Origin of the sequence: Pararhodobacter aggregans (assembly GCF_003075525.1) — a bacterium.
Lineage (GTDB): Bacteria > Pseudomonadota > Alphaproteobacteria > Rhodobacterales > Rhodobacteraceae > Pararhodobacter > Pararhodobacter aggregans.
This window is the reverse complement of sequence record NZ_QDDR01000007.1, coordinates 107,538-131,203: the sequence shown is the minus strand read 5'-3', so window position 1 is coordinate 131,203 and position 23,666 is coordinate 107,538. Positions and strand designations below refer to the sequence as shown.

Genomic DNA, 23,666 nt, shown 5'->3' with positions numbered 1-23,666 from the left:
CCTTGGTCTCAGACCACCACATTCACGATCCGCCCCGGCACCACGATCACCTTCTTGGGCGTGGCACCTGCCAGACCCCGGATGACAGCTTCGTCGGCCAGCGCGGCTTTTTCAACCTCTTCCTTGCTGGCGTCCTTGGGCACGGTGATCTCGGTCCGGCGCTTGCCGTTGAACTGGACGGCCAGCGTGACCATGTCGTCGACCAGCAGCGCCGGGTCCGCCTTGGGCCAGGGAGCCAGCATCACCAGCCCCGCGCCGCCGAGGCGATGCCACAGATCCTCGGCCAGATGCGGCGTCATCGGCGACATCAGCTGCGCCAGCACCCGCGCCGCCTGTTTCTGCACCGCGCCCGAGGCCTTGGAGCGGCTCAGGATATTGGTGAATTCATAGAGCTTGGCGATGGCCTTGTTGAAGGCGAAGCCCTCGATCATCCGCGTCACGTCGTCGATGGCCCGATGCGTGGCCCGCAGCAGGTCGTCGTCGCCCTCGCCCGGCGCCGCCGCGTCCATCGCCCCGATCCGCTCGCCCAGCGACCAGACCCGGCCGAGGTGCTTGTGCGTGGCCTCGGCCCCGGCAGCGGTCCATTCCACGTCCCGCTCGGGCGGGCTGTCCGACATCACGAACCAGCGCGCGGTATCGGCGCCGAATTGTTCGATGATGGCGATGGGATCGACCACGTTGCGCTTCGACTTCGACATCTTGGCCGAGGGGATGATCTCGACCTCGCGCCCGTCTTTCAGGAAGCCCTTGCCGTCCCGCAAGTCGACTTCCTCGGGGAAGTGATAGACCGGGCGGCCCTTCGCGTCGCGGGTCTGGAAAATGGCATGGGTGACCATGCCTTGCGTGAACAGCGCGTTGAACGGCTCGATCGACTTGACCGGCAGGTGGCCGGTCTTGTTCATCGCCCGGGCGAAGAAGCGCGAATACAGAAGGTGCAGGATCGCGTGTTCGATGCCGCCGATATACTGGTCGACGTTCATCCAGTACTCGGCCTCGGCCATGTCGGTGGGCGTCGAGGCATGGGGCGCGGTGAAGCGCGCGAAATACCACGACGAATCGACGAAGGTGTCCATCGTGTCGGTTTCGCGTTTGGCGGGCGCGCCACAGGTCGGGCAGGTGCAATCGCGCCAGGTCGGGTGACGGTCCAGCGGGTTGCCGGGCTTGTCGAAGGTCACGTCATCGGGCAGGCGGACCGGCAGGTTTTCCTTTTTCTCCGGCACCACGCCGCAGGCGTCGCAATGGATCACCGGAATCGGGCAACCCCAATAGCGCTGGCGGCTGAGGCCCCAGTCGCGCAGGCGGAACTTGGTCACGCCCTGGCCGATGCCCTTTTCCTCGCAGAGCGCGATGGCGGCATCGACCGCCGCCTCGCCGGTCTGCACCGCGTCCCCGGCCAGCAGGCGGACATAGCGCACGGGCTCGGTCTTGGCGGGCACGAAGGCCTCGGTCAGCGGGGCTTCCCCCGCGTCCTTTTCCACAAAGACCGGCGGGATCGGCAGCGCGTATTTGGTGGCGAACTCGAAATCCCGCTGGTCATGCGCCGGGCAACCGAAGATGGCGCCGGTGCCGTAATCCATCAGGATGAAGTTGGCGACCCAGACCGGCAGCTGCCAATCGGGATCGAAGGGATGGGTCACCGTGAGGCCGGTGTCGAAGCCCTTCTTCTCGGCGGTTTCCAGTTCTTCCGCCGTGGTGCCGCCCTTGGCGCATTCCTCGCGGAAGGCCTGCAGGGCGGGATTGCCCGCCGCCAGCTCCTTGGCCAGCGGGTGGTCGGGCGAGATGCCGACAAAGCTCGCGCCCATCAGCGTGTCGGGGCGGGTGGTATAGACCTCGATCTGGCCCTTGCCATCGGTGCGGTCGAAGGCGAATTGCAGCCCGCGCGACTTGCCGATCCAGTTGGCCTGCATCAGGCGCACCTTTTCCGGCCAGTCCTTCAGCCCGTCGATGGCATCGAGCAATTCCTCGGAATAATCCGAGATCTTGAAGAACCATTGCGTGAGTTCGCGCCGCTCGACCTCGGCGCCAGAACGCCAGCCCTTGCCGTCGATGACCTGCTCGTTGGCCAGAACCGTCATGTCCACCGGGTCCCAGTTGACCACCGCATTCTTGCGATAGACGAGGCCCGCCTTCAGCATGTCGAGGAACAGCGCCTGCTGCTGGCCGTAATATTCGGGGTCACAGGTGGCGAATTCGCGCGACCAGTCGATCGACAGGCCGAGGGGCTTCATCTGCCCCTTCATCACCGTGATGTTGTTGTAGGTCCAGGTGCCCGGATGCCCGCCCTCGGCCATCGCCGCATTCTCGGCCGGCATCCCGAAGGCGTCCCAGCCCATCGGATGCAGCACGCTGAAGCCCTGCGCCTTCTTGTAGCGCGCCACCACATCGCCCATCGTGTAGTTGCGCACATGCCCGATATGGATGCGCCCCGAGGGATAGGGGAACATCTCCAGCACGTAATATTTCGGGCGCGCCGGGTCGGCCTTGGCGGCGAAGCAGCCCTCGGCATCCCAGGCGGCTTGCCAACGGGGCTCGATCTCTTGCGGCGAATAGCGGGCGTCAGCGGACATGCGCGTTTCCTGAAATGAAAAGGCCGGGCTTTCGGGGCCCGGCCGTGTCTTACTCTGCTGCGGGCGGGGATTCCAGCCCGCCGAATCGGTCCGGGCCTAGGGGATCAGAGCCCAAGCTCGCGGATGCGGATCTGCCGGGCGCGGGTCAGGATGGCGTTTTCCACCGCGCGCACCGTCTCGGCGCTGGCCGGGCCGTTGCGGGTCATCAGCGCCACGTTGAGCGAGCGCGCGTCGAGCGCGGCATCGGTCACGGCGATGGTGGCGCGGTAAGGGCGCCCGCCGCCGGGGGGCGTGCCGAAGCCGGTGGTAATCACGCCCGAGAAGGGATCAACCTGCTCGACCGGCAGGAAATCCAGCGTCTCCAGCGCGGCGGTCCAGATATAGCGGTTCACCGTCAGGACGGTCGAGGGGTCCTCGCGATTCGAAAAGAGGTTCCAGATCGAATCCGTGGTGCCGGTCTCGGTCTGGCGCTGCCGGAGGGATTCGCGCTCTGCCGCTGCGCGGTCGCCCGAGTTGTCGCCGCCGAACAGCCCGCCGCCGCCGCAGCCAGCCAGCGCGCCCGCCATGCCCAGCGCCAGCAGCGACCGTCGTGTCACCCGTGTTTCCACCATCCGTCGCTCCTGATCCTCGCGCGGTCTTTCTGAACGGCGGGCCCCTTGTTGCCCGGCGTCCGGTCGGGCCGTGTCTAGCCGAGCGGCGCGATCCGAACAAGCGCTTTGCTCCCCGCGCACCGGGCCGTGACCTCCGTTCGGCGTGCCTGCGCCCGCGCGCGCGAGAAGGAGGGGAGTTTTGGGCCGGTCCCGGGGGCGTCCCGGGGTGTCGTGGCAAATCTGCACCACAAAACGGCAGAGTTTGGACGGGCTTGGCGGTGAACTTGCATTGAGCCAACGAAAAAACGAAACAGAGCAAGACCCAGCTTGTTGGCAAGGTGGGCAAGATTTTACGTCAACGAGGGAAACCATGAAAAAGCTTCTTCTTGCTACGACCGCCCTGGCCCTGTCGGCTGGTCTGGCCCACGCTCAAGGCGTGACCATCAACGGTAACGGCCGTATGGGTCTCGTCTACACCCGTACCGCTGCTGGCGTTTCGACCACCGTGATGGAAAACCGTCTGCGTCTGCAGTTCAACGTCGCGATCGAAGCTGACCACGGCCTGACCTTCGGCGCCTTCGTTCGTACCCAGTCGGGCATGAACAACGGCCTGGCCTACGCTGGTGCGCTGGCTTCGTCGCGCGTCTGGGTCGAATCGAACGGCCTGCGCCTGACCTTCGGCAACCAGGACGGTGCGATCCAGACCCGCCTCGTCGGCGCCCAGACCGTTGGCTACACCGGCGGCACCTTCGTCGGCAGCTCGGCTGGCATGTTCGCGATCCCGCAAGGCCAGACCTCGAACGGTCTGCCCGGGCCGGCCGGTCCGAACCAGCGCGTTGCGGTCCAGTACCAGGCCAACGGCTACTACGTGCACGTGTCGCATGACCGCGCTTGGCTCGGTGCCAACGCCGGTACCGAAATCGCCGTCGGCGGCACCTTCGGTCAGTTCAGCGTCATGGCTGGCTACGCCAACGCCTCGGGCGCCGGCTACGCCGCTGGCACCTCGATCAGCACCATCGCCGGCGCCTACAATGGCGGCAGCTGGGGCGTGAGCGCCATCGTCGCCCGTGTTGAAAACACCGGCACCAACTGGATCATCGGCGGTAACGTCGCTCTGGGCGGTGGCACTCTGAACGGCTACGTCGGCCGCTATGTCGACGGCGTTGTTGCGACCAACGACAACACCTACGGCCTCGGCTACTCGTACGGCCTGGGTGGTGGTGCTCGCGTTGCCGCCGGCATCGAGCGCACCAACGACGCGACCCGCGCCGAAGTCGGTGTTGCGTTCAACTTCTGATACGGTTCCTACCGGATCGGCAAAGAGCGGGCTCAGGCCCGCTCTTTGTTTTTTGGCCAAGCCTCCCAGGTTTCCGGGGTAGGGCCACAGCGTGCGGTTGTCACCGGATCGGCAAGACTCCGCCCATCACGGCCGCGTGCCTTCCCGGCCGGGTGCCCGCGTGATAGCGTTTTCAAAACAAACGCGATTTCACTGATGAAACCCTCTTTCTCCGGCCTCCTGTCCGCGCTTTTGCCTCTGGCCCTTTCAGGGCCTGCGCTGGCTGATGTCTCGCATTCGATCCAGGGGCGCTTCGGCGTCGCCTATACGCAGGGTCCGGGGGCGAGCCGGGGTCAGGCCGAGCCGCTGTTCGAGGGGCGGTATACGACGACGATCGACCACCAGGCCGACAACGGGATGCGCTTTCGCTTCGAACTGGGCGTGATGTTCGGCAATCTCGATCCCGACCGTCGCCCCCTCTCGCCCTTCGAATCGCGCGCCAGCGCTGCCGACCGGCGGAACTGACTTTCCTTTTCCGGCCTGCTGTGGCTCTTTCGGCCCGAACCGCCCGTTGATCCTGGCGCGGAGGAGGTAAGGCCATGTCCCTGCAATCCATCACCGAACGGCTGCACGCCGCCGAAGCCCGCGCCGGGCGCGCGCCGGGTTCGGTCACGCTGATCGCCGTGTCCAAGGTGCAGCCGCCCGAGCGGGTCGAGGCCGTGCTGGCGGCGGGTCAGCGGATCTTCGGCGAAAACCGGGTGCAGGAGGCGCAGGGCCGCTGGCCGGATTTCCAGGCGCGCTACGAGGGGATTTCGCTGCACCTGATCGGGCCGTTGCAATCCAACAAGGCCCGGGCGGCGATGGGCATGGTCGACGCGATCCATTCCGTGGACCGGGTGAAACTGGCCGAGACGCTGGCGCGCCTTGCCGACGAGATCGGCCGCTGCCCCGAGCTTTTCCTGCAGGTCAACACCGGCGAGGAGCCGCAGAAAGCGGGCGTCCTGCCCGGCGAGGCCGATGCGCTGGTCGCCCGGTGCCGCGCCCTGTCACTGCCGGTGGCGGGGCTGATGTGCATCCCCCCGGCGGACGAGGACCCGGCCCCGCATTTCCGCCTGCTGGGCGAGATCGCGGCGCGGAACGGGCTGAGCGGCCTGTCGATGGGCATGTCCGAGGATTTCGAGACGGCGGTGGCGCTGGGGGCCACGCATGTGCGCGTGGGCTCGGCGATCTTCGGGACCCGGGTGGCGCCGGTCTGAGGGCCGCAGGGGGCGCGGCTCGGGGGCATCGAGCCCCCTCGCCGCGCCGGGGGGCCGTCGGCCCCCCGCCGGCCCTCCGCTTTCGCTCCGGGCGTTCGGGCCTGACGACGCGCCACAGGCGCCTCGTCCGGGCGGCCCTCACGCCCGCGGATATTTCCAGCGCAAAGAAGAGCTCAGGGGCGGATCAGGATCCGGGCGCCCGGCGTCACGCGCTGCGCGATCCAGAGAAGATCCGACCGTGCGAAGGCGAGGCAGCCCGCCGTCGGGTAGCCGGGGCGGCGCCAGCTATGGAGGAAGATGGCCGAGCCCCTGCCGGGGATGGCCTCGGGGAAGTTCCAGTCGGTGGTCAGGATCAGGTCATAGAGCGGATCGGCCCGGCGCAGGCTTTCATGGCTGGGTTTGAACGGGGCGCGGACCGGCAGGTTGTAGGCCGGATGCGCCGGGTCGTCGCACCACAGGTCCCGCAGGCCGATCGGCTGTGCCCAGCCGGGCAGGGCGCGGGCGTTCAGCCGGTCGGGGCGGTAGAGCATCCCCGTCACATGCAGGATCCCGGCGGGCGTGGCGCCGTCGCCCTCATGCTTGTCACGGGTGATGCCGCCGCGGCCCAGCGTGCAGGGGATCAGGCGGCGCCGGAAGCGCAGGCCGAGGCGGGTGAGAAGCAGGTCGTCGGGGCTCAGCGCAGGATCTCCTTCGCCAGGGACAGCCAGGTCGTGTCGAGCGCGTCGAGTTCGGTCAGGTCGACGCGCCGGGCCACGTGATCGTAGCGCCCGGTCGGGGTGTCGTAGCCGAGCCGCGCCTCGGTGGCCAGAGGGGCGGCGAGGTCGGGCGGGGCGAGGGGTCTTTCGTTGGCGAGCGCGGCCAGCGTGCTGCGGGGAAAGACCAGACGGCTTTCCCCCGCCGAGAGGTTCACGCAGGCGCAGCCCCGGGCGGCGGCCAGCAGCAGCAGGCGGGCGGATTTCGCCTCGAGATTGCGCAATGAGAGATCGGCGCGCAGCGGGTCGGGCTGGCCGGTGCCATAGAAATGCGTGGGGCCGGTGGCGGGATAGACCAGATCGCAGCCGAACCAGGCCAGAACCCGGGGCTCCAGCGCCCCCAGCGCCCAGTAACCGGCGGTAAAGGCCATGGTCGCCCCGGCAAGGAGGAAGCCGCCGTAGCGGTTCTGCACCGGCACATACTCGGCGGCGGTGACGATGCGCTGGCCGGGATCCAGCCTGCCGGGCAGACGGTCCGGCGGCAGGTCCTCGGGGTGGATCAGCACCTGCCAGTCGGGGCAGATCCGCCAGGCGTTGTTGATCGCCAGCAGCGTTCCGGGCAGGGGGCGGGGCCAGTCGACAGCCTGCACCGCGGCGGGTGCGCTGCCGAGGATGACCACCACCCCGCCGGTCACAAGAGGTGCCCCGACTTGGCGGCCTTGGTCGCCAGATAGGCGGCGTTCTCGTCCGTGAGGCCGACCTGCAGCGGCACCCGCGCGACCACCTCGATGCCGCCTTTTTGCAGCATCGCCACCTTGCGGGGATTGTTGGTCAGCAGCCGCACCTGTGAAAAGCCCATCTTGCGCAGGAGTTCGGCGCCGAGGCGGAAATCGCGCTCGTCATCCTCGAAACCGAGGCGATGGTTGGCCTCGACCGTATCAAAGCCCTGATCCTGCAGCGAATAGGCGCGCATCTTGTTGGCAAGGCCGATGCCGCGCCCCTCCTGGTTGAGGTAGAGCAGCACGCCCGATCCGGCCTCGTGCATCGCCGAAAGGGCCGCGTGCAACTGCGGGCCGCAATCGCATTTCAGGGAGCCCAGCACGTCGCCGGTGAAACAGGCCGAATGCAGCCGCGCCAGCACCGGGGTGTCGCGCATCGGGCGGCCGACCTCGACCGCGTAATGCTCGATCCCGCCATCCTCGGGGCGGAAGACATGCAGCCGCCCGGCGCCGGCCAGCCGCATCGGCAGCCGGGCGGCGATCACCGGGGTGAGGCGGGTCTCGGGCGTCGCCGTCTCGGCGGCGGAAAGCTGCGTCAGCCCCTCGGGCGCCGTCACACCGGTCACCACCAGCGCCGCGGGCAGAAGCTGCGCCGATTTCACCAGCCGGAGCGCGGCGCGGTGCAGGTCGGCGCGGCCCTCACGCTGGCTGAGGAGCGGGCCCTTCATCGGATGGGTCAGGTCGTCGGCCGGATCGGCGAGGGCCTCTATCCAGGCGACGCCCTCGCCCTTGGGCAGCAGGATCCGCGCCAGATCGCCGTCATAGGCCCGCGCCTTCAGCGTCGCCGCCCGATGCGCGGTCAGCGCCACCACCGGCTGGCCCAGCGCCCGGATCGCGGCCAGCCGGTCGGCATCCAGCGTCTCGGCCGCGGCGACCAGCGCCACCTCGGCGCCATCGGTCAGGACCACGGGCAGGCCCACGCGTAGGTCGGCGCGGGCACGGTTCAGGCGTTCGAGAGGGCCGGGAGTGAGCGACATATCCGCCTGCGGTCTGAAACAATTCACCCGAGGATGTAAGACACCCGGGGGGAAATTGAAACATAACCCGGTATGGCGACACGTCCGCGTGAGAAAACCCGCCCTTGCTTGAACCTTTCGCTGCGCTGCAACACCTTATCCGTGAAGACCCCGTGAACGACGAGGACCCGAGTGATGGGAAAACTGAACAAGATCCTGCTGGTGGACGATGACGAGGACCTGCGCGAGGCGCTGGCCGAGCAGCTGGTCGCGACCGAGGATTTCGACACGTTCGAGGCCGGCGATGGCGCCTCGGGCATGGAGCGCGTGCGCGAGGAACAATACGACCTGGTGATCCTGGACGTGGGCCTGCCCGCTACCGACGGGCGCGAGCTGTGCAAGCGGATGCGCAAGGCGGGCGTGAAATGCCCGATCATCATGCTGACCGGGCAGGATTCGGACGCGGACATGATCCTGGGCCTCGATTCGGGCGCCAATGATTACGTGACCAAGCCCTTCAAATTCCCGGTGCTGCTGGCCCGCATCCGGGCGCAGCTGCGTCAGCACGAGCAATCGGAAAACGCCGTCTTCCAGCTGGGCGAGTACCAGTTCAAGCCGGCGCAGAAGATGCTGGTCGATCCGAAAGAGCGCAAGATCCGCCTGACGGAGAAGGAGACCAACATCCTGAAGTTTCTCTACCGGGCGCCGGATGGGCTGGCCCCGCGCGAGGTGCTGCTGCACGAGGTCTGGGGCTACAACGCAGGGGTGACCACCCACACGCTGGAGACGCATATCTACCGCCTGCGGCAGAAGATCGAATCGGACCCCTCGAACGCCCGGCTGCTGGTGACGGAACCGGGGGGCTACCGGCTGGTCCCGTGACTGTTTCCCGGCCGGGGTCGGATTGTTGCCGGATTTACCCGGTATAAAGATTCTTCTGGCAGGCTGTGACTGTCAGAGGTTTTCCCTCCCCTGCGTGTCGGGGTCATGACACGCTCCTCCCTGTTGGACTGGCCCGGGCTTTGCCCGGGCCTTTTTTCGCCCGCCGCGCATGACCCTGCCGCCCGGGCTTGATCTGCATCAAAGCCACATCCGGCAGGCAGGTTTATCTGATGATCTCTCCCTGTTGGACTTGGGCCCCGACGCAGATCCTGCGCGGGGCCTCTCTTTTCCCGGGGGCGGGCCTCAGTCCAGCGGGCCGGTCGAGGGCGCGGGCGTGGGGGCGAAGTTCAGGGGCGCCAGCGTCACGTCGAAATCGACGCGGATCCCGGCCTCGGCGCTTTCCGCCACGCCCCTCAGCCGCAGGTTCGACCCCCTGAGCAGCAGCCGCGACAGCCGCAGCGTCACGCCCGGCGCATTGCCCAGCCCCGGCAGCCCCGGCGCGAAGAGAAAGCCGTCCCCGGCCTGCCCGTCCTCGACCGTGCCCGAGACGCTGTAGGTGCCGTCCGGCCCCTCGGCGTCGATGTTGAAGCGATAGCTCCCGTCGCCGCCGTCCCAGCTGGTGCGGAAGCCGCGGGTGGCGGGGTCGATGGTCAGCTCGTGCCTCTCACCGTTGCGGGTCAGCGTGACGCTTTCCGAGGCGGCGGGCGCGGCGAGGGGCGCAAGCCCCAGAGCCAGGCCGCCCAGAAGGCCAGAACCTCCCAGAAGAAGACCTCCCATAAGGATCGTGCGGCGGGTCGGACGGTCGGTCACGGGTTTCTCCGAAACGAGGGGCGGTGTAGAGGGAAGGGGAAAGGAAACCCCATGAGCTTCACCCTCGCTACCTGGAACATCAATTCTGTCCGTTTGCGGAGCCCTCTGGTTCAAAAGTTCCTCATCGACCACGCGCCGGACGTGCTGTGCCTGCAGGAATGCAAGAGCCCGGTCGACAAGATCCCGCTCGCCGATTTCGCGGCGCTGGGCTACGGCCACATGGTTGCCCGCGGGCAGAAGGGCTACAACGGCGTGGCGATCCTGTCGCGCCTGCCGATCGAGGATGCGGGCCATATCGACTGGTGCCAGAAGGGCGATGCGCGCCATGTCGCGGCAAAGCTGTCGAACGGCGTGACGGTCCACAATTGCTATGTCCCCGCCGGCGGCGACATCCCCGACCGCACGCTCAACGACAAATTCGGCCACAAGCTGGATTACGTCGAAGAGATGCGCACCCTCTTCCGCGATTCCCGCCCCGAGAAGGCGATCCTGGTGGGCGATCTGAACATCGCCCCGCGCGAGGATGACGTCTGGAACCACAAGGCGCTGCTGAAAGTCGTCAGCCACACGCCGGTCGAGGTCGAGGCCTTCGAGGCCGCGCGCGAGGCCGGTGGCTGGGTCGACGTGACCCGCCAGGACATTCCGCAAGGCCAGCTCTATTCCTGGTGGTCCTATCGCTCGCCCGACTGGGACGCGGCCGACAAGGGGCGCAGGCTGGACCACATCTGGGCCTCGGCCGATATCGGCAATGCCGGGCATTCCTCGACCGTGCTGCGCCATGTGCGGGGCTGGGAGCAGCCCAGCGACCACGCCCCGGTGCTGGCGAGCTTCGACCTCTGAGCCCCCGCCGGGCCTGCCGGGCAGCGCCTTGGCAGGCCCGGCCCCGGCGCCTATAACCGGGAAACCCCACCCCAACAGCGGCGCGCGGCATTCCATGGCAGGGACGGACAGGGCCCTCTGGCAGCAGATCGAAGGGCGGCTCCGGCAGGAGATCGCCGAAGGGCACCGCCCCGGCGATCGCCTGCCGACCGAGGCCCAGCTTGCCGCCCGCTTCGGCGTGAACCGCCACACCGTGCGCCGGGCGCTGGCCGCGCTGGCCGAGGAAGGCCTTCTGCATTCGCGTCGCGGCGCCGGGGTCTTCGTCGCCGCCCGTCCCACCGAATACCCGCTCACCCGCCGGATGCGGTTCCATAACGCCCTCTCGGCCACCGGACGGGTGCCGGGGCGCCGCGTGCTCAGCATCGACCGCGCCGCCGCCAGCCCGGCCGAGGCCGAGGCGCTGGCCCTTGCCCCCGGCGCGCCGGTGCTGCGGGTCGAGGGGCTGACGCTGTCCGACGGGACGGTGATCGGCCATTTCCGCTCGGCCTTTCCGGGCGAGCGGCTGGCGGGGCTGGAGGCGCCCCTGCGCGCCGGCGAGGGCGTCACCGCCTCGCTTGCGCTCTGCGGCGTGCCGGACCACCTCAGGGCCTGGACGCGGCTGACCGCGGCGGCGGCGGATGCGCTGCTGGCCGGGCATCTGCAGATCCGTCAGGGTGCCCCGGTGATGCGGGCGGAATCGGTCAACACCGACCCCGAGGGCGTGCCGGTCGAATACGGCATCATCCATTTCGCGGGCGAGCGCGTGACGCTCAGCGTGATCCCCGAATGATCCTGTTCTGACGAAAGGACGGCTGATGCTGCTTTACACCACCCTCGGCACCAACGACCTGCCCCGCGCGGCCCGCTTCTATGACGCGATCATGGGGGTGCTGGGGCAACCCCGCCTCGATACCGGCAGCGAGGATTGGGTGGCCTGGGGCCGGGATTACGATCAGGGCTTCGGCCTGTGGCTGACAGCGCCCTTCGATGGGGCGCCCGCCACGCCCGGCAACGGCGCCATGCAGGCCTTCAAGGCCGAGAGCGCGGCGCAGGTCCGCGACTGGCACGCCGCGGGCCTGACGGCAGGCGGGCGGGACGAGGGTGCGCCGGGCACCCGCCCCGCCTATGGCCCGGGCTTCTATGTCGCCTATCTGCGCGACCCGGACGGCAACAAGCTGGCCTGCGTCTTTCACCGCCACGACCCGGCCGTCGCCGCCTGAGGCCCTATTCGGCGGCGTTGCGCCGGGGCAGGACCCAGTTCGGGCGCGGGAAATGGCAGGTATAGCCGTTCGGGATCCGCTCCAGATAATCCTGATGCTCGGGCTCGGCTTCCCAGAAATCGCCCACCGGCTCGACCTCGGTCACCACCTTGCCGGGCCAGAGGCCCGAGGCCTCGACATCGGCGATGGTGTCCCGCGCCACCTGCGCCTGCTCCGCCGAGGTATAATAGATCGCCGAACGATAGCTCATGCCGCGGTCGTTGCCCTGCCGGTTCGGGGTGGTCGGGTCATGGATCTGGAAGAAGAATTCCAGAAGCCGCCGGTAGCTGATGACCGAGGGATCGAACAGGATCTCGATCCCTTCGGCATGGGTGCCGTGGTTGCGGTAGGTGGCGTTCTTCACATCGCCCCCGGTATAGCCCACGCGGGTGGCGGTGACGCCGGGCAGCTTGCGGATCAGATCCTGCATGCCCCAGAAACAGCCCCCCGCCAGTACGGCGCGTTCGCTCATCGCTGATCCTCCTGTTGATCGCGGCGGCCCGGTATCCGGGCCGCGATGCCCCTCAATGTGGGGTCTCGCAGGGCGCTTGGCCAGAGGGGCGATGACGGGAGGATGACCGGACGTCCGGGCTTCATTGTCCCCGGGGACGGGTCTATAGCTCGGTCAATCCCGCCGAACGCGAGCCCTCCGATGCCCGATATCGCCCTCGATTTTCCCTTCGCCGACCCGCCCGCGCCCGGCGCCGTGATCGAGGTCGCGCCCGGCATCCTCTGGGCCCGGCTGCCGCTGCCCTACCGGCTGGATCATGTGAACGTCTATTTCATCGAGGACGGCGGCGCCTGGGCCATCGTCGACACCGGCATCGGCGACGAGGATTGCCGCGCCGCCTGGGAGGCGCTGCTGGCGGGCCCGCTGGCAGGTGCGCGCTTCAGCCGCCTGATCGTCACCCACCACCATCCCGACCATATCGGGCTGGCCGGATGGCTCTGCGACCGGCTGGGCGTGCCCTTGCAGACCAGCCTCAGCTCGTATCTGGGCTGCGTCAACATCTCGCTCAGCCCCGGCGCGATGGAGGCGCAGACCTATCGCGATTTCTACCGCAGCCATGGCATGAGCCGCGATGTGGCCGATGCCGTGCTGACCCTGGGCCACGGCTATCTGCGCATGGTGACGCCGCTGCCCGCCAGTTTCCGGCGGCTGGTGCAGGGCGACAGGCTGACCATGGGCGGGCGCGATTTCGAGGTGATGACCTCGGAAGGCCATGCGCAGGAACAGGTCATGCTGCATTGCCGGGCCGCCAACATCTTCCTGCCCGCGGACGAGGTTCTGGCCCGCATCACCCCCAATGTCAGCGTCTGGGCCGTGGATCCCGATGGCGACCCGCTGGGCCTGTTCCTGCGCTCGCTGGCGATGATCGAGCGCGAGGTCGACGCGGAGGCGCTGGTCCTGCCCGGGCATCACCTGCCGTTCCGCGGCCTGCACAAACGCACCCGCGAACTGGCCGCGCATCATGTCGAGCGCTGCGCCCGGATCGCCGAGGCCTGCACGGCAAAGCCGCAAAGCGTGGCCGATCTGGTGCCGCTCCTGTTCCCCAAGGTGCAGGACGTGCACCAGCTGGGTTTCACCTTCAACGAGGTCCACGCCCACGTCAATTACATGATCTACCGTGGCGACCTGCATCAGCGCAGCCACAACGGCATCGAACGGGTCGAGGCGGCGCGCTGACCCCGCCCCTCAGCCGAGGAACAGCAGGCTCTCGGGCCGTTCGCGCAGCACCTCGGGCAGGCGCTTGACCAGAAGGTCGAGGAAATTGCGCGTCGCCGCGGTCAGCGAGCCGCTGCTGGGATAGATCGCATAGAATTTCACCGGCGTCGGTTTCCACTCGGGCAGGACCGGCGCCAGCCGTCCGGCCCGCAGTTCCGCGGCACAGAGGTAGACCGGCAGCGAGGCCACGCCGAATCCCCGCTGCACCGCCTGCAGCAGCCCGGTCGGCAGGGTGCTGGAAAACACCGGATCGAAGCGATGGGTGACCTGCTCGCGCCCCCGTTTCAGCACCCAGCGCCATTCCGACCCGCGCCCGCCCAGCCCCAGGCAACGGACGGATTTCAGATCCTCGGGCGTCTCGATGGGCCGGGCGCGCAGGAGGTCGGGATGCGCCACAAGCTGATAGGGCGAGGTGAAGAGCTTGCGCGCCACCAAGGAGGAATCGGGCAGGTCGCCGAAAGCCGGGTAGATCACCAGATCGGCCCGCACCGTGCGCGGGTCGTAGATCGAGGCGGTTTCCTCCAGATGCAGCCGCACCTCGGGCGAGGCTTCGGCGAACTCGACCGCGATCCCGTCGAGCAGCATCGCCGCCAGCACCGGCGGGCAGACCACATGCAGCGTGCCCACCGGGGTCTTCCGCGCCCGCTCGGCCATGGCCAGCACCCGGTCGGCCTGCACCGCCATCCGGGCGCAATGCGTGTAGCACTCGGCGCCGAAATTGGTCAGCGTGAACTCCCGCGCATTGCGCAGGAAAAGCTGCGCGCCCAGTCGCTTCTCCAGATCGGCGATGCGCCGCGAGACGGTCGAGCGCGGGATCGACAGCTGCCGCGCGGCGCCGCTCAGCCCGTTGCAATCGACGATGCTGCGAAACAGGTACATGTCGTCCAGACCCAGCATTTGACCGTCCATATTCGGGCATCTCGTTGCCCGATCATAACCGGTATCCGCGGGAAATGAATCGCTATCGTCAGGGGATCGACCACAGACCGGACGCCAGCGATGCCAGACCAGATTCTCCGCCAGACCCCTTTCGGCAGCCTCGGCGGCGTCGCCGCCGAGGGCGTCACAAGCTTTCACCGGGTCCCCTATTCGGAGCCGCGTCTGGGCGTCGAGCGTTTCGCGCGCCCGACCGAGCCTCCGGTCTGGCCCGGCATCCGCGACGCAACCCGGCCCGGCCCGGTGCCGCCCCAACTGCCCTCGCGGCTGGACGGCGTCATGGGGGTCTACGACTGCGCGCAGGACGAGGATTGCCTGCATCTCGACATCTGGCAGCCCGAGGGGCTGAGCGCCCCCGCCCCGGTGCTCGCCTTCATCCACGGCGGCGCCTTCATGACCGGCGGCGGCTCGATGCCCTGTTACGACGGCGCGGCGCTGGCCCGGGCGACCGGCTGTGTCGTGGTGACGATCAGCTACCGGCTGGGCATCTTCGGCTTCCTGCCGGTCGAGGAAGAGGGCGCGCTCAATCCCGGCCTGCACGACCAGATCGCCGCGCTGCGCTGGATCCGGCGGGCGATCGGCGCCTTCGGGGGGGACGCGGGCAATGTCACGGCGATCGGTCAATCGGCCGGGGCCTTTTCCATCGCCGCCTTCATGGCCCTGCCGCTGGGGCCGTCGCTGTTCGACAAGGCGGTGCTGATGAGCGCGCCGCTGGGCATCCGCCTCAGGATCCCGGCCGAGGCCGCCGGGATCCGTCACGCCCTGCTGCGGGAACTGGGCGGCGCGCCCGGGGATCTGGCGCCGCTGCGCCGGGCGCCGGTCGGCGATCTGCTGGCGGCGCTCGAGGCGCTGGGCCGCAAGGCCCCGCCGCCCGCCGAGCCCGGCACTATCACGCCGCCCTTCATGCCGGTGCTGGACCCCGAGCTGATCCCCCGCGACCCGCTCGAGGCGCTGGCCGAGGGCGCCGGTGCCTGGTGTCCGGTGGTGATCGGCGTCACGCGGGAGGAACACGCGTCCTTCCACATGGCGGGCAGCCCGCTCGACACGCTGACCGAGGCCGATCTTGTCGCCCTCTTCACCCGCGAATACGGAGCCGAGGCGCCGCAGCGGCTGGCACGGGCCCGCGCCCGTCGCAGCCCGGCCACGCCGCGCACGCTGGTCATCGACCTGCGCGGCGAGCTGGATTTCGGCGCCGCCGCCTGGACAGTCGCCGCCGCGCAGGTGCGGCACGGGCAGGGCGCCAGCCACGCCTATCGCTTCGACTGGCAATCGCCGATGCCGGGGCTGGGGGCGGGGCATTGTCTGGACCTGCCCTTCCTCTTCGGCACCCCGGCGCTCTGGCAGGCCATGCCGATGGTCCGCGGCGCCGACAGGGCCGAAGTCGAGGGCCTCTCGACCCTTTTTCAGGGCGCCATCGCCGCCTTTGCCCGCAGCGGCAGCCCCTGCGGTCCGGCCCTGCCGCCCTGGCCCGCCTTCGGGCCGGACCGCACCATCCTGCAGATCGACCGGCTGACCACGGCCACCCGCCTCTGCGACTGACGCCGCCCGCCTGCGGGGGGCCAAGACGAGACCGCGCCCGAACGCGGCACCCACATCAACCAGCAACGGGGAACCCATGACCGACATCGCCTCGCCACCCGGCAGCGCCAGCGCGCGCCTTGCCATCATCGTCACCTGCTTCATCCTCGTCGTGCTCGACGGGCTGGACACGATTTCCATCACCTTCGTGGCGCCCCGTCTGGCCGCGCTCTGGGGGCTGCATCCCTCGGCCATGGCGCCCGCCTTCCTCGCCACCAGCCTCGGCGCGGTGGTCGGCTACCTGATCGCCGGCCGCGTCTCGGCCCAGCTGGGCGAGCGGATGGCCATGATCCTCGCCGCCGCCCTCTTCGGCCTCGGCACGCTGGCGACGGCGTGGTCGGGCGGGATCGTCATGCTGTCGGTGCTGCGCTTCGTCACCTCCATCGGGCTGGGGGCGGCGCTGCCGGTGGCGGTGGCGGTCGCCTCGTCGGTGGTGGCGCAACGCCACCGCACCGGCATCGCCATGCTGGTCGCGCTGGGCCTGTCGACGGGCGGTGTGCTGGCGGGCATCCTGGGCGGGCCGCTGATCGCCGCCTATGGCTGGGAGGCGGTGTTCCATGTCGGCGGAGTGCTGCCGCTGCTGATGATCCCGGTGATCCTGGCCCTGATCCCGGGCCGCATCGCCGCCGCGGCGCCCGGTGCCGGGACCAGCCTGGTGAAGGCGCTGTTCGGTCCGGGTCTGGCGTTGCCGACGGTTCTGCTCTGGACCTTCGCCTTCGTGATCTTCGTCAATGCCTATGCGCTGCTGTTCTGGATCCCGACGCTGCTGCAAGGCATCGGCCTGCCGCCCGAACAGGTCCCGGCCAGCGCCGCCGCCTTTGCGATGGGCGGCCTTGTCGGCGGGATCGTCATGATCTTCTTCGTGGCGAAATGGGGCATCGCCCGCACGCTGATCGGCTACGCGCTGTTCACCATCGCCGCCGTGCTGGTCTTCTCGCTGGGTCATTTCGCGCCCGCGCAATTGCTGCCGCTGGTCTTCGGACTGGGGCTGGGGCTGCTGCCCTGCCTCAGCGGGCAATCGGGGATCTCGGTGGCGATCTACCCGCCGGCCCTGCGCACCACCGGCATCGGCTATGCCGCCGCGGCCGGGCGTATCGGCTCCATCGCCGGACCGGCGGTCGGGGGGATCATGGTAGGGCTCGGCTGGACGCCGCAGAGCTTCGTCCTGATGACCGCGCTGCCGACGGCGCTGTCGCTGGTGCTGTTGTTGGTGATCTACCGCGTCTCGGCCACCACCCGCAGCGGAGCAACCGCCACGGCCTGAACCGACCCCGCGAGGGTGGTGAAAGGCCCGCATCGCTGTCAGGCGCGAACGGCCGGAAAACCAACGCAGGGCCGCAGGGAAAAGGGGGGCGAGACAGCCCCCCTTTGTCGGTTCGTCCGATCCTCAGATGCTGAGGCAGACGTATTTCAGCTCCAGGAAATCCTCGATCCCGTGGTGCGAGCCCTCACGGCCAAGGCCCGATTGCTTGACCCCGCCGAAAGGCGCCACCTCGGTCGAGATGATCCCGGTGTTCACGCCGACGATGCCGTATTCCAGCGCCTCCTGCACCCGGGTCACGCGGCCGACGTTTTGCGCGTAGAAATAGCAGGCCAGACCGAAGATCGTGTCGTTGGCATACTGGATCGCCTCCTCTTCCGTCTCGAACCGGAAGAGCGGCGCGAGGGGCCCGAAGGTCTCTTCCTGCGCGACCTTCATGTCCTGGGTGACGCCGGTCACCACGGTCGGCTGGAAGAAGGTCCCGCCCAGCGCGTGCCGCTTGCCGCCGGTCATCAGCGCGCCGCCGTGGTCGAGCACGTCCTTGATATGCTCCTCGACCTTCTCGACCGCCTTGGCGTTGATGAGGGGGCCGGTGGTCACGCCATTCTCCAGCCCGTCGCCGACGTTCAGCTTCTCGACCGCCGCGCGCAGCTTTTCGGCAAAGGCATCATAGACCCCGGCCTGCACATAGATCCGGTTGGCGCAGACGCAGGTCTGGCCGTTGTTGCGGAACTTCGACATCATCGCGCCCTCGACCGCCGCATCCAGATCGGCGTCGTCGAAGACGATGAAGGGCGCGTTGCCGCCCAGTTCCATCGAGCATTTCATCACCTGATCGGCGGCCTGTTTCAGCAGGATGCGCCCCACTTCCGTGCTGCCGGTAAAGGTCAGTTTCCGCACCGCCGGATTCTCGCAGAATTCCTTGCCCACCTCCGAGGACCGCGACGAGGTCACCACCGACAGCAGCCCCTTCGGCACGCCCGCGCGTTCGGCCAGCACCGCCATCGACAGCGCCGAGAGCGGCGTTTCCGCCGCAGGACGCGCCACGAACCCGCAGCCCGCGGCCAGCGCCGGGGCGACCTTGCGGGCGATCATCGCATTGGGGAAGTTCCAGGGCGTGATCGAGCCCACCACGCCGACCGGCTGCTTCAGCACGGTGATGCGCTTGTCGCGCAGATGGCCGGGGATCGTTTCGCCATAGATGCGTTTGGCCTCTTCGCCGAACCATTCGACGAAGGCCGCGCCATAGAGGATCTCACCCTTGGCCTCGGCCAGCGGCTTGCCCATCTCGGCGGTCAGGATCGTGGCCAGATCGTCGGCATTCTCGACCATCAGATCGTACCATTTGCGCAGCACCGCCGCGCGTTCCTTGCCGGTGCGCTTCGCCCAGTCCTTCATCGCCGCCTCGGCCGCGGCGATGGCGCGGGCGACTTCGCCGCGGCTCAGGTCCGTCACCTCGGCGATGACGTCGCCGCGGGCGGGGTTGGTCACCGCGAAGGTCTTGCCGTCATCGGCCGCGACCCATTCGCCCGCCACGAAGGCGCGGGTTTCCAATAGCGATGGGTCCTTGAGAAGGCTGCGCAGGTCGGTAGTCTGGTCCAGCATGGTCTTGTCCTCCTTCGGCCGGTCCGGGGGCGGAGCGACCTGAGCATGAATTACTTAACAACGCAAGGAATGAGGCAAAGTGCACGACGACCTGAGCTTGGCCTATGCTAACGCCGATTTCATTCCCGACGCCGGGTCGTTCCCGCCGCGCTGGGCGGCCGAGGCCGGGGCCTTCCGCGCCGCGCTGGGGGACCGCGCAAGGCTGGGTGTAGCCTATGGGCCCGCGCCGCGCCAGACTTTCGACCTGTTCCTGCCCGAGGGTGCGGTGGCCGGGCTCATGGTTTTCGTCCACGGCGGCTATTGGATGGCCTTTGACCCGTCGGTGTGGTCGCATCTGGCGGCAGGCGCGCTCGCCCGCGACTGGGCGGTGGCGATGCCGGGCTACACGCTGGCGCCCGAGGGGCGGATCCACCAGATGACCGATGAGGTCGAGGCGGCGATCGGTGCCGCAGCGGCCATCGTCGACGGGCCGATCGTGGTGACCGGCCATTCGGCGGGCGGGCATCTGTCGGCGCGGATGGCCTGCACCGACCGCCGGGCAGACTGGGGCGACCGGCTGGCCCGGGTGGTGCCGATCTCGCCGCTGGCGGATCTGAACCCGCTCAGGCAGACCGGGATGAACGCCAAGCTTGCCCTCGACGCGGCCGAAGCGGAACGCGAAAGCCCCGCGCTTCTGGCGAAACGCGGGGATGTCGATTGCACGGTGTGGGTCGGCGGGCAGGAGCGGCCCAGCTTCCTGTGGCAGGCCCGGACGCTCAGCGAGGCATGGGCCTGCCCCTGGCATGTCGCACCGGGGCGGCACCATTTCGACGTGATCGACGAACTGGCCGATCCCGAAAGCCTGCTGATCCAGACCCTGCTGGATTAGACCAGCGTCAGGGTCACGTCGATATTGCCCTTGGTCGCGTGCGAATAGGGGCAGACGAAATGCCCGGCATCGACCATCTTCTGCGCCAGCTCGGGCTCGACCCCCGGCAGGGCGATCTTCAGCTCGACCGCGATGCCGAAGCCGCCATCGCCGCGCGGGCCGATGCCGACATCGGCGGTCACGGTCGCATTGTCCGGGACCGTGCCCAGCTTCTGCATGCTGGCCGCGGCGCGCATGGCGCCGAGGAAACAGGCGGCATAGCCCAGGGCGAACAGCTCTTCCGGGTTGTGGCCCTTGCCGGAACCGCCCAGCTCTTTCGGGGTTGCCATGGTCATGGTCAGCATGCCGCTGGCGAGGCTGGCGCTGCCGTTGCGGCCGCCGCCGGTGGCCGTGGCTTCGGTGCGGTATTTGACGTCGACGCTCATCATGCTCTCCTATCGTTTCCGATTATGTCGTGTGCGATATAACTACCGCGAGTCGGGCCGGCTGTCAATCGCTTGCGTTTCTATCGTGCGCGACTTATCTCTGAGGCATGCCCATCGCCCCCGTCGACATGCTCTGCTTCTCGCTCTACTCCGCCCAGCACGCGATGCAGGCGGCCTACAAGCCGCTGCTGGATCCGCTGGGGCTGACCTATCCGCAATACCTCGTGCTCTCGGCTCTCTGGGTGCAGGACGACCAGACCGTCGGCGCCCTCGGCCTGCAGCTGGCGCTGGAGACCAATACGCTGACACCGCTGCTCAAGCGGATGGAGGCGGCCGGGCTGATCGCCCGCCGCCGCGACAGGGCCGACGAGCGGCAGGTGCGCATCACGCTGGCGCCCGGGGGCGAGGCGCTGCGCCAGAAGGCGGCGCATGTCCCGGCCTGTTTCCTTGAGGCGACCGGCATGAGCCTGCCCGAGGTCGTGGCGCTGCGCGATCAGGTGAAGGGGCTCAGGGACCGGCTGAAGCTCAGAGCTTCGAGCTGATGACCCCGGTGTTGAACCCGCCCATGCGCAACTCGCCGAACAGGCGCTGATACTCGATCTTGGGGCAACGGTTCTGCACGAAGGCCACGCCGCGCTCGGCGCACATCGCCCGCGCCTCGTCGCTGGTGACGCCGATCTGCAGCCAGACCAGTTTCAGCCCCGGCAGATGGTCCAGCGCCTCGCGCACGATGGGCGCGACATGCTCGGACCGGCGGAAGACATCGAGCGTATCCACCTCGGCCGGCAGGTCGCGCACACCGGCCACCACCGTGGCGCCCAGCAAGGGCTCGCCGGCATGGCCCGGGTTGACCGGGATCACCCGCATGCCACGCAGCCCCAGATAGCGGGCCACGAAATAGCTGGGCCGCACCGGGTTGGGCGAGACGCCGACAACGCCGACGACACGCATCCCCTGCAGCAGGCGGCGCAACTCGGTATCGTCGGGGGCATCGGCAGGCGTCATGCGGGTCTCCTTCGCTCCGGCAAGACTTAGCGTCGTGCAAAATGCAAACAAGGGAAAAGAAAAGGCGCCCGGCACGGGGCCGGGCGCAGAGGGACGAGGGGGACAGTATCGGCCGCGGGTCTCCGGGACAGGCGCGGCCCCGGCCATCCTGCCAGCGCGAGGCGACGATTCGGTGTCAGCCCCCATCTGGCCGTTCTTCAACCCGGCAGCGTCAGCACCAAGGGCCCGCGATCCGTCGCCACCACGGTATGTTCGTATTGCACCACCGCCGCGCGCGGCTCGCTGTAAAGCGTCCAGCCGTCCCGCCCCTCACTGGCCCAGAGGCCGCCGCGCGACAGGAAGGGTTCCACCGTCAGCACCAGCCCGCGGTTGATCCGCCGCCGCTCGTTGCTGACCGGCCAGGTCGGGATCTCGCCCGGTTCCTCGTGCAACGACCGACCGACGCCATGGCTGGCAAGGTTGCGGATCAGCGTGTAGCCGTTGCGCTCGGCGAAGCGGCCGATGGCCTGACCGATCCCGGCCAGCGGCCGCCCGCTCGCCACCTGCGCCACGCCGATCTGCATCGCCTTGCGCCCGTCACGGCACAGCTTCTCCAGCGAGGGCGCGACCCGCCCGACCCGGAAACTGGCGCCGGTATCGGCGAAATACCCGTCCTTCGAGGCCGAGACGTCGATATTCACCAGATCCCCGGCCCGGATCACCCGCGCGCCCGGGATGCCATGGGCGATTTCCTCATTGACGCTGATGCAGGTGGCGCCGGGGAAATCATAGACCGCCTCGGGCGCGGGCAGGGCGCCCTCGCGCTCCAGCAGCGCGCGGCCGATGGCGTCCAGTTCGGCGGTGGTCATGCCGGGCTCCAGCGCCCGGCCCATAGCCTGGAGGGTATCGGCAACGATCCGGCCGATGATCCTCAGCGCCTCCAGTTCCTCGTCCCGCGTGATGGTCATGGCGTCTCCGTCCGGCTGGTCCCGTGGCGCGCCGACGCTATCTGCGGGGCAGCGCGCGGCGGGGACCATAGGCGAAAAGGGCTTGAAGAAAAAGCGCCCGGTCGTCTGGACCGGGCGCAAGGTGGGAACGAGGGACAGTGGAGGAAACGCGAGAGTTCCGGCTCAACGCTTCATGTGACAATATGAGCGCATTTCCGGGAAAAAAAAGACCTGTCGCGATTTCGTGATAATGGAACGGTTAACGCGCGAAGCGTCCCGTGGTCGCGGCATAGAGCGACACCGCCGCCGCGTTCGACACGTTCAGCGAGCCGAACCCGCCGCCGAAGGGGATCCGCACCAGCGCGTCGCATGTCTCGCGCGTTTTCTCGCGCAGGCCCGGGCCCTCGGCCCCCAGTACCAGCGCGACCGGCCGCGTCCCGGCCTGTTCAAGCCCGGCCTCCAGCGTCAGTTCCGCGTCGCCGTCCAGGCCAAGGATATGGAATCCCATGCGTTTGAGGCTGTCCATCGCCTCGGCCAGATTGGTCACCCGCAGATAGGGCTGCCGCTCCAGCGCGCCCGAGGCGGTCTTGGCCAGCGCCCCGGTTTCCGGCGCCGAATGGTGGCGCGGCGCGATCACCGCGCGGGCGCCGAACACCTCGGCCGAGCGCAGGATGGCCCCCACGTTGTGCGGATCGGTCACCCGGTCCAGCAGCACGACCACCGGCGCCCCGGCCCCGGCGGCGCAGACATCCTCGAACCGGCCCCAGTCCAGCGCCTTGACTTCCAGCGCCGCGCCCTGGTGCACCGAATCGCTGGCGATGGGCGCCGAGAACTTGCGCGCATCCTCGATCTCGGGCGTCATGCCGCTTTCGGCGATCGCCTCGGCCAGCTTGTCGGCGGCGTTCCGGGTCACCAGAAGCCGCAGCTTGACCCGCGCCGGGTTCACCAGCGCATCGCGCACCGCGTGCAGGCCGAACAGCCACACGGTTTCCGCCGCCGACGCCCGCTTGGCGCGTTCCTTGTCGATCACCCAGGTCGGTTTCTTCATGGCCAGCCCCTCGTTTTCCCCTCTCTGCGCTGGCGCGGCGCCTGACGCAACCCGCCCCCCTTCATTCTGCCCAAAATACGCCCTTGCGACATTGCCCCCAAGCGGGCGATTTCCTGTTGCGACAGCCCTTGACGCCCCCCCGCCCCTTCGATATTCCCCGCCCAGCGTCGGGCGACGAGCTGCAAGGTGCGGCAGCGGACTGTAACTCCGCCGGGGAGACCCACGCCTGGTTCGATTCCAGGGTCGCCCACCATCCCCCTCTCTCCTCCGGGAAGACACGGTGATGGTGTCCCGCCTCCGACGCAGCGGTCTTATCTCACGGTCAACAGGGCAGTGCGACGGGCATCAGTGCTCAGCGCGGGC

Annotated in this window: 25 protein-coding genes and 1 tRNA gene; 13 read left to right on the top strand and 13 right to left on the bottom strand. The window is 68.7% G+C overall.

The features are described 5' to 3' along the window. Nucleotides 1–8: 8 nt before the first annotated feature. Complete coding sequence (leuS, locus tag DDE23_RS14240; protein WP_107752412.1) at nucleotides 9–2,567, bottom strand: leucine--tRNA ligase; 2,559 nt, start codon at nucleotides 2,565–2,567, stop codon at nucleotides 9–11. A 104-nt stretch (nucleotides 2,568–2,671) separates the two neighbouring features. After that, nucleotides 2,672–3,178 (bottom strand): DUF3576 domain-containing protein, encoded by a 507-nt coding sequence (locus tag DDE23_RS14235; protein WP_107752411.1) that lies wholly within the window; start codon nucleotides 3,176–3,178, stop codon nucleotides 2,672–2,674. A 349-nt stretch (nucleotides 3,179–3,527) separates the two neighbouring features. On the opposite strand from DDE23_RS14235, the gene DDE23_RS14230 reads away from it, so the two are divergent. The 3 genes from DDE23_RS14230 (at nucleotide 3,528) to DDE23_RS14220 (ending at nucleotide 5,689) form a co-directional block, all read left to right on the top strand. Beyond that, nucleotides 3,528–4,454, top strand: a complete 927-nt coding sequence (locus DDE23_RS14230) for a porin (protein ID WP_107752410.1) — start codon at nucleotides 3,528–3,530, stop codon at nucleotides 4,452–4,454. 195 nt (nucleotides 4,455–4,649) lie between these two features. Next, complete coding sequence (locus DDE23_RS14225) at nucleotides 4,650–4,958, top strand: hypothetical protein (RefSeq protein WP_107752409.1); 309 nt, start codon at nucleotides 4,650–4,652, stop codon at nucleotides 4,956–4,958. Nucleotides 4,959–5,032: 74 nt separating this feature from the next. Beyond that, on the top strand, nucleotides 5,033–5,689 hold the full coding sequence (locus DDE23_RS14220; RefSeq protein ID WP_107752408.1) for a YggS family pyridoxal phosphate-dependent enzyme: 657 nt from the start codon (nucleotides 5,033–5,035) through the stop codon (nucleotides 5,687–5,689). Nucleotides 5,690–5,862: 173 nt separating this feature from the next. Here DDE23_RS14220 and DDE23_RS14215 read toward each other — a convergent pair whose 3' ends face one another. Genes DDE23_RS14215 through ribA form a run of 3 tightly spaced genes read right to left on the bottom strand, consistent with a single transcriptional unit; the run spans nucleotide 5,863 to nucleotide 8,137 of the window. Beyond that, a complete protein-coding gene (locus tag DDE23_RS14215) occupies nucleotides 5,863–6,366 on the bottom strand; it encodes a L,D-transpeptidase family protein (RefSeq protein ID WP_107752407.1) in 504 nt (167 codons plus the stop codon). Further along, entirely contained in the window at nucleotides 6,363–7,076 is a 714-nt protein-coding gene (locus tag DDE23_RS14210; protein ID WP_107752406.1) for a hypothetical protein, read from the bottom strand. Before DDE23_RS14210 ends, DDE23_RS14215 begins: the two co-directional genes overlap by 4 nt. After that, on the bottom strand, nucleotides 7,073–8,137 hold the full coding sequence (gene ribA, locus DDE23_RS14205; RefSeq protein WP_107752405.1) for a GTP cyclohydrolase II: 1,065 nt from the start codon (nucleotides 8,135–8,137) through the stop codon (nucleotides 7,073–7,075). The genes DDE23_RS14210 and ribA overlap by 4 nt, the downstream gene beginning before the upstream one ends. A gap of 174 nt (nucleotides 8,138–8,311) precedes the next feature. Between ribA and DDE23_RS14200 the strand changes: the two genes are divergently transcribed. Continuing rightward, nucleotides 8,312–8,998 (top strand): response regulator transcription factor, encoded by a 687-nt coding sequence (locus tag DDE23_RS14200; RefSeq protein WP_107752404.1) that lies wholly within the window; start codon nucleotides 8,312–8,314, stop codon nucleotides 8,996–8,998. A 303-nt stretch (nucleotides 8,999–9,301) separates the two neighbouring features. Here DDE23_RS14200 and DDE23_RS14195 read toward each other — a convergent pair whose 3' ends face one another. Further along, the gene (locus DDE23_RS14195) at nucleotides 9,302–9,808 is read right to left on the bottom strand and encodes a hypothetical protein (RefSeq protein WP_107752403.1); all 507 of its coding nucleotides are present in this window, start codon (nucleotides 9,806–9,808) and stop codon (nucleotides 9,302–9,304) included. A gap of 51 nt (nucleotides 9,809–9,859) precedes the next feature. Between DDE23_RS14195 and DDE23_RS14190 the strand changes: the two genes are divergently transcribed. The 3 genes from DDE23_RS14190 (at nucleotide 9,860) to DDE23_RS14180 (ending at nucleotide 11,886) form a co-directional block, all read left to right on the top strand. Continuing rightward, nucleotides 9,860–10,648 (top strand): exodeoxyribonuclease III, encoded by a 789-nt coding sequence (locus DDE23_RS14190; RefSeq protein ID WP_107752402.1) that lies wholly within the window; start codon nucleotides 9,860–9,862, stop codon nucleotides 10,646–10,648. Between the two features lie 94 nt (nucleotides 10,649–10,742). After that, complete coding sequence (gene phnF / locus DDE23_RS14185; RefSeq protein WP_107752401.1) at nucleotides 10,743–11,456, top strand: phosphonate metabolism transcriptional regulator PhnF; 714 nt, start codon at nucleotides 10,743–10,745, stop codon at nucleotides 11,454–11,456. A gap of 25 nt (nucleotides 11,457–11,481) precedes the next feature. Then, the gene (locus DDE23_RS14180; RefSeq protein WP_107752400.1) at nucleotides 11,482–11,886 is read left to right on the top strand and encodes a VOC family protein; all 405 of its coding nucleotides are present in this window, start codon (nucleotides 11,482–11,484) and stop codon (nucleotides 11,884–11,886) included. Between the two features lie 4 nt (nucleotides 11,887–11,890). Here DDE23_RS14180 and msrA read toward each other — a convergent pair whose 3' ends face one another. Beyond that, on the bottom strand, nucleotides 11,891–12,397 hold the full coding sequence (gene msrA, locus DDE23_RS14175; RefSeq protein ID WP_107752399.1) for a peptide-methionine (S)-S-oxide reductase MsrA: 507 nt from the start codon (nucleotides 12,395–12,397) through the stop codon (nucleotides 11,891–11,893). A 180-nt stretch (nucleotides 12,398–12,577) separates the two neighbouring features. On the opposite strand from msrA, the gene DDE23_RS14170 reads away from it, so the two are divergent. Beyond that, the gene (locus DDE23_RS14170) at nucleotides 12,578–13,612 is read left to right on the top strand and encodes an MBL fold metallo-hydrolase (protein ID WP_107752398.1); all 1,035 of its coding nucleotides are present in this window, start codon (nucleotides 12,578–12,580) and stop codon (nucleotides 13,610–13,612) included. Nucleotides 13,613–13,621: 9 nt separating this feature from the next. On the opposite strand, the gene DDE23_RS14165 is transcribed toward DDE23_RS14170, so the two are convergent. Further along, entirely contained in the window at nucleotides 13,622–14,560 is a 939-nt protein-coding gene (locus tag DDE23_RS14165) for a LysR family transcriptional regulator (protein ID WP_202863265.1), read from the bottom strand. Nucleotides 14,561–14,650: 90 nt separating this feature from the next. Between DDE23_RS14165 and DDE23_RS14160 the strand changes: the two genes are divergently transcribed. Both DDE23_RS14160 and DDE23_RS14155 read left to right on the top strand, forming a co-directional pair. Next, the gene (locus DDE23_RS14160; protein WP_107752396.1) at nucleotides 14,651–16,126 is read left to right on the top strand and encodes a carboxylesterase/lipase family protein; all 1,476 of its coding nucleotides are present in this window, start codon (nucleotides 14,651–14,653) and stop codon (nucleotides 16,124–16,126) included. A gap of 76 nt (nucleotides 16,127–16,202) precedes the next feature. Then, nucleotides 16,203–17,429, top strand: a complete 1,227-nt coding sequence (locus DDE23_RS14155) for an MFS transporter (RefSeq protein WP_202863264.1) — start codon at nucleotides 16,203–16,205, stop codon at nucleotides 17,427–17,429. Nucleotides 17,430–17,552: 123 nt separating this feature from the next. Here the strand turns inward: DDE23_RS14155 and DDE23_RS14150 are convergent, their stop codons facing one another. Continuing rightward, nucleotides 17,553–19,031, bottom strand: a complete 1,479-nt coding sequence (locus DDE23_RS14150; protein ID WP_107752395.1) for an NAD-dependent succinate-semialdehyde dehydrogenase — start codon at nucleotides 19,029–19,031, stop codon at nucleotides 17,553–17,555. Between the two features lie 79 nt (nucleotides 19,032–19,110). Here DDE23_RS14150 and DDE23_RS14145 point away from each other — a divergent pair, with 79 nt between their 5' ends. After that, complete coding sequence (locus DDE23_RS14145; protein ID WP_107752394.1) at nucleotides 19,111–19,899, top strand: alpha/beta hydrolase; 789 nt, start codon at nucleotides 19,111–19,113, stop codon at nucleotides 19,897–19,899. Here DDE23_RS14145 and DDE23_RS14140 read toward each other — a convergent pair. Further along, entirely contained in the window at nucleotides 19,896–20,324 is a 429-nt protein-coding gene (locus DDE23_RS14140) for an organic hydroperoxide resistance protein (protein ID WP_107752393.1), read from the bottom strand. The two genes, DDE23_RS14145 and DDE23_RS14140, sit on opposite strands and share 4 nt — an antisense overlap. A gap of 107 nt (nucleotides 20,325–20,431) precedes the next feature. On the opposite strand from DDE23_RS14140, the gene DDE23_RS14135 reads away from it, so the two are divergent. Continuing rightward, a complete protein-coding gene (locus tag DDE23_RS14135; protein ID WP_107752392.1) occupies nucleotides 20,432–20,866 on the top strand; it encodes a MarR family winged helix-turn-helix transcriptional regulator in 435 nt (144 codons plus the stop codon). Here DDE23_RS14135 and DDE23_RS14130 read toward each other — a convergent pair. From DDE23_RS14130 to rlmB, 3 genes are all read right to left on the bottom strand, one after another. After that, nucleotides 20,850–21,329 (bottom strand): CoA-binding protein, encoded by a 480-nt coding sequence (locus DDE23_RS14130; protein ID WP_107752391.1) that lies wholly within the window; start codon nucleotides 21,327–21,329, stop codon nucleotides 20,850–20,852. The two genes, DDE23_RS14135 and DDE23_RS14130, sit on opposite strands and share 17 nt — an antisense overlap. A gap of 197 nt (nucleotides 21,330–21,526) precedes the next feature. Next, nucleotides 21,527–22,276: a type I methionyl aminopeptidase gene (gene map, locus DDE23_RS14125; protein WP_107752390.1), complete on the bottom strand. Its 750-nt coding sequence runs from the start codon at nucleotides 22,274–22,276 to the stop codon at nucleotides 21,527–21,529. A 238-nt stretch (nucleotides 22,277–22,514) separates the two neighbouring features. Next, nucleotides 22,515–23,303: a 23S rRNA (guanosine(2251)-2'-O)-methyltransferase RlmB gene (gene rlmB / locus DDE23_RS14120; RefSeq protein ID WP_107752389.1), complete on the bottom strand. Its 789-nt coding sequence runs from the start codon at nucleotides 23,301–23,303 to the stop codon at nucleotides 22,515–22,517. 169 nt (nucleotides 23,304–23,472) lie between these two features. On the opposite strand from rlmB, the gene DDE23_RS25120 reads away from it, so the two are divergent. After that, nucleotides 23,473–23,556, top strand: a tRNA-Tyr gene (locus DDE23_RS25120). The last annotated feature ends 110 nt before the right edge of the window (nucleotides 23,557–23,666 follow it).